At 72.0% G+C, this 11,013-nt stretch carries 7 protein-coding genes and 1 pseudogene; 3 read left to right on the forward strand and 5 right to left on the reverse strand.

Annotated elements, in window-relative coordinates:
* Positions 1 to 762: 762 nt before the first annotated feature.
* Positions 763 to 1,032 carry a hypothetical protein gene (locus V7793_RS25620; protein WP_336010352.1) on the reverse strand — a complete coding sequence of 90 codons (270 nt, stop codon included), beginning with the start codon at positions 1,030 to 1,032 and terminating at the stop codon, positions 763 to 765.
* 694 nt (positions 1,033 to 1,726) lie between these two features.
* The gene (locus V7793_RS25625) at positions 1,727 to 2,188 is read right to left on the reverse strand and encodes an ATP-binding protein (protein WP_336010354.1); all 462 of its coding nucleotides are present in this window, start codon (positions 2,186 to 2,188) and stop codon (positions 1,727 to 1,729) included.
* A gap of 128 nt (positions 2,189 to 2,316) precedes the next feature.
* On the opposite strand from V7793_RS25625, the gene V7793_RS25630 reads away from it, so the two are divergent.
* The 3 genes and pseudogenes from V7793_RS25630 to V7793_RS25640 all read left to right on the forward strand — a co-directional run.
* Positions 2,317 to 3,600, forward strand: a complete 1,284-nt coding sequence (locus V7793_RS25630) for a tetratricopeptide repeat protein (RefSeq protein WP_336010356.1) — start codon at positions 2,317 to 2,319, stop codon at positions 3,598 to 3,600.
* A 32-nt stretch (positions 3,601 to 3,632) separates the two neighbouring features.
* Positions 3,633 to 4,346, forward strand: a complete 714-nt coding sequence (locus V7793_RS25635) for a creatininase family protein (RefSeq protein ID WP_336010358.1) — start codon at positions 3,633 to 3,635, stop codon at positions 4,344 to 4,346.
* 40 nt (positions 4,347 to 4,386) lie between these two features.
* Positions 4,387 to 4,836, forward strand: a pseudogene (locus tag V7793_RS25640) (DUF4291 domain-containing protein); the annotation flags it as partial.
* 69 nt (positions 4,837 to 4,905) lie between these two features.
* Here the strand turns inward: V7793_RS25640 and V7793_RS25645 are convergent.
* The 3 genes from V7793_RS25645 to secF all read right to left on the reverse strand — a co-directional run.
* Positions 4,906 to 5,748, reverse strand: a complete 843-nt coding sequence (locus tag V7793_RS25645) for a hypothetical protein (protein WP_336010360.1) — start codon at positions 5,746 to 5,748, stop codon at positions 4,906 to 4,908.
* Between the two features lie 174 nt (positions 5,749 to 5,922).
* Positions 5,923 to 8,916, reverse strand: coding sequence for an AfsR/SARP family transcriptional regulator (locus V7793_RS25650; protein WP_336010362.1), 2,994 nt, complete (start codon positions 8,914 to 8,916; stop codon positions 5,923 to 5,925).
* A gap of 172 nt (positions 8,917 to 9,088) precedes the next feature.
* On the reverse strand, positions 9,089 to 11,013 hold a 1,925-nt coding region (gene secF / locus V7793_RS25655), incomplete at its 5' end, for a protein translocase subunit SecF (RefSeq protein ID WP_336010364.1).

Genomic DNA, 11,013 nt, shown 5'->3' on the forward strand with positions numbered 1-11,013 from the left:
ATGCCGCCCGACACCCATCACGAGCCCGCCGCGGCGTGAAGACCCGGTCGGCCACCGACAGAGCCCAGCGACACGACGTCGGGCTCTTCGGCTTCCGGCAGTTCCCGGCCACGGCCAGCGAGCGCGTGCCGGGAGCCGGCTGATCGTCGACCGCGGACCGGCGGGGCTGATGGTCGGTGGCTTGGCTCGCTTCGCGTTGCGGTGCCGTCGTCGCCTGCAGGAGGTGTATGGGCAACATCGGTGCCGACGTCGGTGGTAGCGGCCGTGACGTGGGAAAAGCCCATGTCAGCATGGCTGAGACCGGGTTATGGCGCAGGTGCACACGTGGCGGGTGATCGCCCGGCCGCCCCGCCATCGTGGCTGACTTTCCGTGGCACAGGCCGACCACAGACACGGCCAAGCCCCCTGCCACCACCCCGGCACCGCCGACTGCAGGCTGACGGACGGGACGGCTACGCCCAGCGGCACACATGGCGGGTGCTCTGCCGTCCATCGGCATCGTCGTTGCGCGCGCCAAGGAGGCTGGCAGCGGGGGGACAGGTGGGGGGCGGGGTTCCGGTGGTCGAACTGTGCGGCCGGTGGGAGGTCGGGCGCCGTACTCCCGCCGTCGTGGATGCGGGAGCGTGAGGAGACCGCACCGTCCGGCCGTGGCTGAGGGGGAGCGGGCAGCTGCCGCGATGTGGCCGGGCCCGTCATGGGCGCTCCGCTCAGCTCGCGCCGCCGTGGCCGAGCGTCCGGCATTCCGCGGTCCGTGGCCGAGGCTCAGGATGCCAGCGGGTCCGGCTTGTCGCCGCGGACGAGTTCCACCACCGCCCGTACGGTCTCCACCGACCACATCAGTCGGACCACCCCTGACCCGTCCGGTGTCGTTCGTGCCGTGGCTTTCGCGCTCTCCAGGCTCACCCCGGCTGCAGTCAGGGCCGCTGCCAGTGCCGCCGCCGCGTCCGTCGCCTCGCGCCAACCGGCGATGTAGTCCACGCCCGGCACCCACAGCACGTCATCCGGGTCGAACTCCTCAACATCGAATCCCATCCGGCTCAAACTCCCTATAGAGGAACTGACTTGACCACTGACTGCCGACGTCATCGCACGGACATACGTCGATATCCCCGGTACCATCGGCACCGGGGTTCGTGATCGTTCCCCTGCCGGACCACCCCCGAGCCCGCCAGGTAACGGGGTGGTCCGGTTTCGTATGCGCTTGTTGTTCGCGGCCCTGCCCAAGCTTCGGAGTTGAGCAGGGCCGCAGGCGGCGGAACCTGAGGATGGACGCCGCCTCCCCTCGGGGTGTCGGGGGATCCGCAGGGCTCAAACAGCACGTGACAGCTGTGGGCCCTGGCCCCGAGGGTGTCTAAGGGGGCCCGAGCCCCTCGGCGATCCGACGGGACACGCGCTCTTCAAGGCGCCGGAGCGCGGCCGCGTTCGCCTCTTCAGTCACGGGGTGCAGCCCCCTGATCAGGTGGGTTCGAAAGTCCGCCAGCAGTGCGTCCAGGTCCCGGCCGAGAGTGTCCTGTCGACGGCCGGGCGCCCTTGAGAACCTCGACCAGGCCGTCGTCATCGGGCCCGCCGTGACGGGTACACCGCGACCTCGACTTCGTCCGTTGCCTCCATGCGCACGGCGCTGCCGGTCTTGAACGTCAGCACTACGTCGGAACCGCTCCGCAGGCCCCGTTGCTTGGTGCGTACGTCTTTGACCTCTCGGCAGGCCCCCCTGAGGCTCACCAGATCACCGCGCCGCAACTGTGACGCCCGCATTCGTGCCACTGTGTTCTCCTTTCACGGCCGGTACTGCCAGCACCGCCCACACTGATTTGCCGACGCCCACCCGGTTGCTCACGCCCCAGGAGGTCGAGAGCGCAGCCACCAGGGGGAGACCCCGGCCGCTCTCTGCGTCCTGGGCGCGCGCAGAAGGCCACCTCTCACAGGCGTCATCGACCCTGATACGGAGAGCGCCCGCTTCCAGCTCAAATCGGGTCTCGATCTCCCGGCCCGGCGAAACCCGCCCGTGCACCACCGCATTGGTCAGCAGTTCCGAGAGGATCAGGAGCGCCACGTCGTCGACCGACGTCAGGCCCCAGCCTTCGAGTGCTCTGCGCAGTTCCGTTCGCGCCAGGCCGACGCAGCGAGGGTGACGGGCCCAACGCCTCACCACGTCTTCGCCGTTCGCGTCTTCCTGTTGTCTCTCCATGCCAAGCAGCATCAGGGGTGACAGTTCGGGAAACGAGCCCGGCGTGGTTACCCACGATGGGTAACATCGCCGGTAACCCGACCCGCATGGCCTCACCGCGGATTCCGTCCCTCCCCGGAGCACCGCTCATGCCCAAGCACGAGCTTCCACAAGGCTTTCCACCACGCTTGCTGCGAGAGGAAGCGATGGTGGAAGCGTGCCGCGTCCGCGACTTCTCGGTGATCTTCCAGCTGGCCAAGCGAGCGGGCTTCTACCCTGCGCGCCTTGCGCGATGTGTGGAGCTGACGCCGAGTGCCGTCGGGGAGATCATCAAGGGGAACCGCGAGATCAACAACATCAGCGTGGTTGAGCGCGTCGCCGATGGCCTGCGGATCCCGGGCCACATGCTGGGTCTCGCCTGCCGTGACTGGGAGGCGGACAACGACGCGGTGGCCGTGCAGGTGGCGTCTTCCGAGGTGGACCCGTTCGGTTGCTTGGCCGACACAGGTCCGGATGATGAGCCCACCGATCCGCAGTTCGTTGCCGCGCTCATCGAAAGCCAGCTGCCCCAGCACTACAAGAGCTCGAACTTCTTCGGCGCCCGGCACACCATCCCGGCCGTCGTGCAGCACGCTCAGACCATCACGAGCCTGCTGGAGCGCGGCAGCAGTGGGGCGCCGCGAGAGGCCCTCCTGCAGACCGGCGGACGAGTCGCCGAGTTCATCGGGTGGCTGTACCAGGACTTGGGTGACTTCCGGCGTGCGGCACTCTGGTCCGACCGCGCGATGGAGTGGGCCCAAGAGGCCGCGGACGATCACATGCAGTCGTACATCCTCTTCCGCAAGAGCAACCAGGCGACTGCCCGCGCCAGCGCAGACAGGGCGATCGGGCTGGCCAAGGCGGCGCAGCGCCTGCCCGGGCTCACCCCTCAGATCGAGGCACTCGCCGCACAGCAGGAGGCCCAGGGATACGCGTTGATGGGGAACCCGAAGGCTGCCCTGGCCAGGTTCGACGAGGCGCGCGCCCTCGTGACCGAACCTGCCCAGGCAGTGCCGGCTACCGGGCTCGACACCTCGTACTGCACGCCCGCGTACATCGAGATGCAGCGCGCAAACTGCTGGATCGATCTCGGTAAGCCTCAACAGGCAATCGAGCTCTTCGAAGGGCACCTGGAAGCGCTGCCGCAGGTCTACCGCAATGACCGAGGTGTCTACCTCGCAAGGCTGGGCCGCGCATACGTCCGTGCCGGTGAACTGGAGCGCGGGGCCGAGGCCGCGACGAAGTCACTCGGGATCGTCAGGCACACCGGATCCGCCCGTACGTTCGGCGTGCTTTCGGCAGTGGCGGACTCGGTGGCAGGAGAGCGGCGACTTCCGGCCGTGGCGGCCTTCCTTGAGCACTTCGCCATGGTTCGTGACCGGTTCGCGGCATGACTAGCCCGGAATTGATGAGAGATGCTGGGATCATGGACGAACTGATCACGCAAGCCACCACCGGCGACGAGCGCCGCCGAGGGTCCGCCGTTGCCGTCCTGCCCATCGGGAGCTTCGAGCAACACGGCGACCACTTGCCGCTGATCACCGACACGGTCATCGCCTGCCTGATCGCTCGTCGACTGGCTGATGACCACGGCCTGTTCCTGTTGCCGCCCGTCACTATGGCCTGTTCTCACGAGCACGCCCCGATGGCCGGGACGGTCAGCATCAGCGCCGGGACGCTGTACGCCATGGTCAACGACATCTGGAGATCGCTCGAAGCCTCCGGTCACCCTGGGCTGATCATCGTCAACGGCCATGGCGGCAACTACGTCCTGTCGAACGTCGTCCAGGAACTCAACGTCACCGGCCCCCGAGTCGCCCTCTTCCCCGTCAGTGAGGACCGGGCTCAGGCCCGCGCCGATGCCGAGCTGGAGAGCAGCAGCGCCGAGGACATGCACGGCGGCGAGTTCGAGGTCTCTCTACTCCTCCACGGCGCGCCACACCTGGTGCATGAGGGCATAGAGGGGGACGACCACTCGGCCCCGAAGCGCCCCCACTTGCTCACCCTGGGCATGGCAGGCTACACCACCAACGGCATCATCGGGCAGCCGTCGTTGGCCACCGCCGCCAAGGGCAAGGCCCTTCTCGACAGCTTCTCTCGCCTGGCAGGCGCTCACCTGGAAGCGATGGCTGTGCGGTGACCTGCGCAGGCGCGCCGGAGTCGAAAAGGACTACGAACACCGCTTGACTTGGATCAAGCCTTCCTTTCTGTGGATGATGTACCGCTGCGGCTGGGCCACCAAGGCCGATCAGGAGTGCGTCCTCGCGATCGAGATCGACCGGGCCGGCTTCGACTGGGCCTTGGCCAACGCCTGTCTGTCCCACTACGACCGGGACGTCCACGCCGGCCGTGACGCCTGGCAGCGCGAGCTGAAGGCCGCACCGGCCAGGGTGCAGTGGGACCCCGAGCGCGACCTGCACCTGAAGGCCCTGCCCCACCGGTCCCTGCAGCTGGGGCTCGCGGGTGAGGCGTCGCGTCGCTACGCCGACGAGTGGACCGTGTCGATCACGGACGTCACGCCCCTGGCCCGTGAGGTCCACCGGCTGGTCGTCGCCGGGGATCTGGACGAGGCGCGGCGCAGGCTGCCGGAGGAGCGGCCGTACGAGCCGGCCGGCGGGTCGTGCCCGTAGCGGGTTCATGGCCGGAATTCGCTGGTCGCTTCGCCATGAACCCGCCGATGCACGTGCCGGTGCCCCGGGTCAGTCCGGCGGCAGCAGCTCCGTGAGGGGCAGGGCCGCCACGTCCTGCGGGGGCCGCGAGAGGTACAGCGTCGTGTGGAAGTACCCCTCGGTCTCCTTGCCCCGGGGGTCCTCGCCCGCGGCCGCGACGGCCGCGACGGCGTACCGCTGCTCCTCCGGCCCGCTGAAGTGGCGCTGCGGGAACGTGCGGGCGGTGTACTTCTCCGTGCTCAGGCCGTGGGCGGCCAGGGCGTCGGCGATCGGTTCGTACGAGGCGGTCCGGAGCACGAACGAGGCCACCCAGGGCGGCGTGTCCGTGCCCGCGGTGAGGGCTTTGAGCGTCCTGGCGGACAGGAACGTGGTCCCGCCGGTGATGGTGATGAGCCGGGCCCGCCGCGTCTTCCGCAGCAGCTCCCCGCTGGGCTCGGCGGTCTCGAGGTTCTCGGCGGACCCCTCGTCCAGCAGCCCGGCGGCCTGCGCGTAGGCGACGGCCTGCGCGGCCACGTCGATGCCGACCACGCGGACCGCCCCGGGCCGGCGGCGCGCCGCGAAGTAGGCCCGGTCGTCCTCGATGAGCTCGGCCGTGGTGAGCGGCGCGATCTGCGGCGAGGTGTAGCGGGTGTAGAGCTCGTCCAGTGTGACGTCGTGGTTGAGGAGTGCTGCGTTGATGCCGTAGGAACAGCAGATGTCCACGACGGTCGGCGGCTCGTCGCCGGGCGGGCCCCCGAGGGTCTCGGCCATACGCCGGAAGACGCTCTGGGCATGGTGCGGCGTCTGGTACTCCAGAGGTCCCAGCACCGTGAAGTACGCCCGGGGGTCGGGCTGGTCGTAGATCTTGTCGAACGAGGTCATCCCGGAGGTCATCGCACAATTCCTCTCGCCTCTGGGGGCCGGCCGGACCGGCCCCGCTACAGGTAGAGCCTCCGGGGCCGAAAAGGGAACAGGGCAGGGGCTGAATCCGGCCATTTTCGGCGAATGTTCATTTCTGTGCTCTTCTTCCTGGCGGGCAGGACGGGCGACCGGGAGCCGTGCGGGACGTCACGCGGAGCCGGCCCCCGGCGGCCCGTCGGAGTCCGGTGCCGTACGGAGGCGCTCGGCGGCGGGGCCCTGGCGGTCCCGGATCGCCCGGGCCTCCTGCCGGCAGGCCCGGGCCCGTTCGGCCTGGCCGATGAGGTCGAGCGCGCGGGCGAGCACGGTCAGGACCCCGGCGAGCTGCCACCACGATCTGAGCCCGCGGAGGATGGACAAGGCCAGTTCGGCGGGTTGTACGGCTTCCTCGGCACGCCCGGCGATCAGATGGACCTCGGCCGTCCGGTAGAGGGTTATCCCCTCCCACCACCGCTGCCGGCTCTCCCGGAAGATGCCGAGCGCCTCCGCCAGCCGGTCCAGGCCCTCGTCCGCGCGGCCGTCCTCCGCCAGGGCCAGCCCCAGCGAGTACAGGGCGTTGGCCAGCCGCCAGGAGCCGCCGACGCTCCGGTAGACGGCAAGGGCCTCCTCGGCCAGCTCCACCGCCCGAGCGGCGTCGTCCAGCCCCACGTGGGCCCGGGAGAGGTTGGAGAGGGCGCTGGCCTCGCCGACCCGGTTGCCGTCGGCCCGGAAGTGATCGAGGGCCCGGCGCAGATGAGCCTCGGCGTCGCGGTAGCGCCGCTGGTGGATGGCGATGATGCCGAGCTGGTTCGCGGCGTAGCAGCGGATCAGCACCGGGTCGTCGGTGGCGCCGACGAGGAGCAGCGACCGGTGGGCGTACTCGTCGGCCTCCTCCAGCTGCCCGGTGAACCTGTGCGCGTGGGCGAGGGCGATGCAGGCCCGGCCCTCCGCCTGCGCGTCACCGGCAGCCCGCGCCGCGGCCAGCACGGCCTCGGCGGCGTGGATGTAGGCGCTGCCGCTGATGCCCGCCTCGACCAGGTCCTTGGCGGCGAGCAGCAGGTCGGCCGCCCGCGCCAGGGAGGCCGGGGAGCCTCCTCCCGTCGCCTGCAGGCGCACGCAGGAGAGGATGCAGGCGGCTTCGGTGGTCAGCCAGTCGACGGCTTCCCCACCATCCTCGAAGGCGAGCCCCGGCACCTTGGTGGGCGCCAGGTGGGCCACCAGCCGGTCCCCGGGCCGTGCGAGCGCGTAGGCCCTGGCGGCGGTGGCGAGGTAGAAGTCGAGCAGTCGCGAGAGGGCGGCTTCGCGGCCGGCGGGGGGCTGTTCGTCGCGTTCGGCGCATGCACGCGCGTAGAGGCGTACGAGGTCGTGGTAGCGGTACCGGCCGGGTGCGGCGGACTCCAGGAGGGAGGTGTCGACCAGGGATTCCAGCAGTTCTTCGGTGGCGTCGGGGCCGAGGTCCAGGACGGCTGCGGCGGCGGCCAGGGAGATGTCCGGGCCGTCGGCCGGCCCGAGCAGGCGGAAGGCGCGGGCCTGTCCGGGTTCCAGCTGGCCGTAGCCGAGTTCGAAGGTGGCGGTGACGGCGAGGTCGCCGGCGCGCAGTTCGTCCAGGCGGCGGCGTTCGTCGCGGAGTTTGCGCGCGAGGAGGGGGACGGTCCAGGTGCGGCGGGCGGCGAGGCGGGAGGCGGCGATGCGGATGGCCAGCGGCAGGAAGCCGCACGCTTCCACGACGTCCGTCGCGGCGTCCCGCTCGGCCTCCACGCGCTCGGCGCCCACGATCCGTGTGAAGAGCGAGAGCCCTTCGCCGGGGCCCATCACGTCGAGGTCGACGATGCGCGCACCGGCGAGGCCGGTCATGCGGTGGCGGCTGGTGACCAGCACCGCGCAGCCGCCGGTCCCGGGCAGCAGCGGGCGGACCTGGGCGGCGTCGCGGGCGTTGTCCAGCAGGATGAGGACGCGGCGGCCGTCGAGGGTGGAGCGGAGGAGCGCGGACCGCTCGTCGACGCCCTCGGGGACGGTGGCCCCCGGGACGCCCAGGGCGCGCAGGAACCACCCCAGCACCGTCTCGGGTTCGGCGGGTTCCGGGCCCGTGCCCTGCAGGTCGGCGTAGAGCTGCCCGTCGGGGAAGCGGTGGCGTACGGAGTGGGCCGCGTGGACGGCGAGCGTGGTCTTGCCCACGCCGCCCGTGCCGGTGACGGCCGGAACCGCCGGGCTGCCGCCGGGGCCGGCGGCCAGCAGGTCGCGGATCTCCGTCACGTGCGCGGTGCGGCCGGTGAAGTGCGCGGTGTCCGCGGGCAGCTGTGCGGGCCGTATGAAGCCCTCGGGGAACGCCGTCGTCTTCCGGGCGGGGCCGGCGGCAGTGGTCAGGGCGGGATCGGCGTTGAGGATGCGGTGGTGGAGCCCGGACAGTTCGGGGCGCGGGCCGACACCGAGTTCCTCGGCGAGGAGGTGGCGGGTGTCGGCGTAGACGGCGAGGGCCTCGGTCTGGCGGCCGCTGCGGTAGAGGGCGAGCATGAGCAGTTCGCGCAGGCGCTCGCGCAGCGGGTGGGCGGTGGTCAGAGCGGTCAGCTCGGAGACGGCCTCCGCGTGGCTGCCGACCTCCAGATCCAGTTCCAGGCGCGTCTCGGTGAGCGACAGCCGCCACTCCTCCAGGCGCGTGCGCTGCGTCTCCGCGTAGGGGCCCGGCAGACCGGCGAGCGATTCGCCCCGCCACACGGCGAGTGCTTCGGCGAGGAGTTCCCGGGCGCGCACCGGGTTCCCGGAGCGACGGGCCCGGTGCCCCTCCTCGGCCAGCGCCCTGGCCCGGTCGAGGTCCAGTTCCACGACCGGTCCGGAGCCGGCCGGCCCCGGACCGGCGGGCCCGGTACGGATCGCATAGCCGCCGGAGTCGCTGACGAGGACGCCCGCCCCCTCCGCGCCGAACGACCGGCGGAGCCGGAAGGCGTACGTACGGAGGGCGTTGAGCGCCGTGGCCGGCGGACCGGAGCCCCAGAGGCCGTCGACGAGCTCCCCGACCGTGGCCGTGTGCCCGCCCCGTAGCAGGAGGGCCGCGAGCACGGCGCGCTGCTGCGGCGAGCCGGTGTCGAGCGCTGCCCGCCCCCGCCAGGCCAGGACGGGCCCGAGCACGGCGAAGCGCAAGGGCTCCCGCGGCGTCCGTGTGCCTTCCAATCAGTGTCCCCTCGCAGTGGCCGACGCGGCTTCGATCCGGTCGTCGTGGCGCGTTCACCATGCCGATTGCGTGATCATATGACTCCGGAAGGTGCAGGCAAGCGCCGAGCGGTGGGAAGCCGCCACGCCCCGCGCAGGGCGCCGGACCCGGCCGCTTCCCCCCGCCCGCAGGTCAGACCACCGCTCCCGAGTCCCTCGGGTCCTTGCGCGGTGCGGGGTGCGCGGGCGGTGCGGCGGCGGGGCGGCGGCCTTCGAGGATCACGGCGAGCGGTGCGGCCGTCAGGACGGTCGAGGCGATGCCGAACAGCACCCCGGCGAGCAGCGCCACGGAGAAGTCGGCCAGCGAGTCGCCGCCCAGCACCGCGAGCGCGGCGAGGACGAAAAGGACGCCCATGCCCGTGTTCACCGTGCGCGGCACGGTGTGCAGGATCGCGCTGTCGACGGCGGACGCCAGCGGCATCCGCCCCTCGCCCGCCCCCGCGCCGCCGGCCCGCCCGGGGCGCCGCGTCTCGCGGATGCGGTCGAAGACGACCACCGTGTCGTTGACGGAGTAGCCGACCACCGTGAGCAGCGCCGCGAGGAAGACGCTGTCGGCCGGCCGGCCCAGCCAGGCGAACAGCCCGACCACCAGCAGCACGTCCTGGACCATCGCCGCCACCGCCGCCGTCGCGAAGGTCCAGCGGAAGCGCACGCTGAGGTAGACGAGCTGGGCCGCCACCGCAACGCCCAGCGCGATCAGCGCCTTGTCGCGCAGCTCGCTGCCCAGGCTGGGCCCGATCCGCTCGTCGCGCTCGACGGTGACGGTCCCGCCGTGGGCCTCCAGGGCCGACTTGATGCGCTGCCGGTCACCGTCGTCCATGGCGCCGGTGCGCACGACCACGTCGCCGTTGCCCGACTTCTGCACGACGGCGCGCGGGAACCCGGCGTCACCGACCGCGGCGCGCGCCTTCTCCACGTCCACGGGGCGGCTCGTGCCGTACTCGACGAGACGGCCGCCGGTGAACTCGACGCCGAGCTGCAGCCCGCGCACGCCGATGCCCGCGACGGCGAGGGCCAGCAGCACGGCGCTGACGCCCAGCCAGATGCGGCGGTGGTGCATCAGCCGGGGGCGCCGGCGGGCGAGGAAGGCCCGCATCCGGCCCGCAGAGGCGACTCCGGCCAGTCGCGGCCGACGCCGGACACAGTCGCGCCGCAGCGCCCGCTCCGCGAGCACGCGGGTGATGACGAGGGCGGAGACCATGGAGGCCGCGACGCCTACGGACAGGGTGACGCCGAAGCCCTTGACCGGGCCCGTGGCGAAGAGGAAGAGCAGGCCGGCGGCGAGGAGGGTCGTGACGTTCGAGTCGACGACGGCGCTCCACGCCTTGCCGAAGCCCTTCCGCAGCGGGTCGCGGAGGTCCTGCGGGCCGGTGCGGCGCGCGGGGGCGGGCCGGCTCCGTTCGTACTCCTCCCGGGTCCGTTCGAAGACGAGGACGTTCGCGTCGACGGCCATGCCGACGGCCAGCACGAACCCGGCCAGCCCGGGGAGGGTGAGCGTGGCCCCGAGCGCGACCAGCGCGGCGTACGAGATCAGCCCGTACAGCGCGAGCGCCACCGTGGCCAGGACGCCGAGCAGCCGGTAGACGGCGATGACGAACAGCGCCGTGCAGACGAGGCCGATGACCGCTGCCCCCGCGCTCGCCCGGATCGCCTCGGCGCCCAGCGTCGGGCCGACGGTGCGCTGCTCGACGACCTCGACCGGGACGGGCAGGGCACCGCCCTTGACGAGCGCGGCCAGATCGCGGGCCCCGGCGTCGTCGAATCCGCCCGTGATCTGGGCGCTGCCGCCCTGGATCCCGGTCCGGCAGGGCACGCTGCGCTGCATGGCCGGTGCCGAGACGACGCGGTCGTCGAGGACGATCGCGACGCGGCGGGACGGGTCGCCCGGCGCGGCGCACGCGGCCTGTCCCGTGACGCGCGCCCAGCTCTTGTCGCCGCCGCTCCGGAAGGAGAGGGCGACGGTCCAGCCGCTGCCGGTCTGCGCGTCGAGGACGGCCCGGGCGTCCTTGACGTCCTTGCCGGTGAGGGCCGCCGGGCCCAGGCGCAGGGCGTGTCCGG

Origin of the sequence: Streptomyces sp. KLMMK, from assembly GCF_036961605.1 — a bacterium.
GTDB classification, from domain to species: Bacteria; Actinomycetota; Actinomycetes; order Streptomycetales; family Streptomycetaceae; genus Streptomyces; species Streptomyces telluris.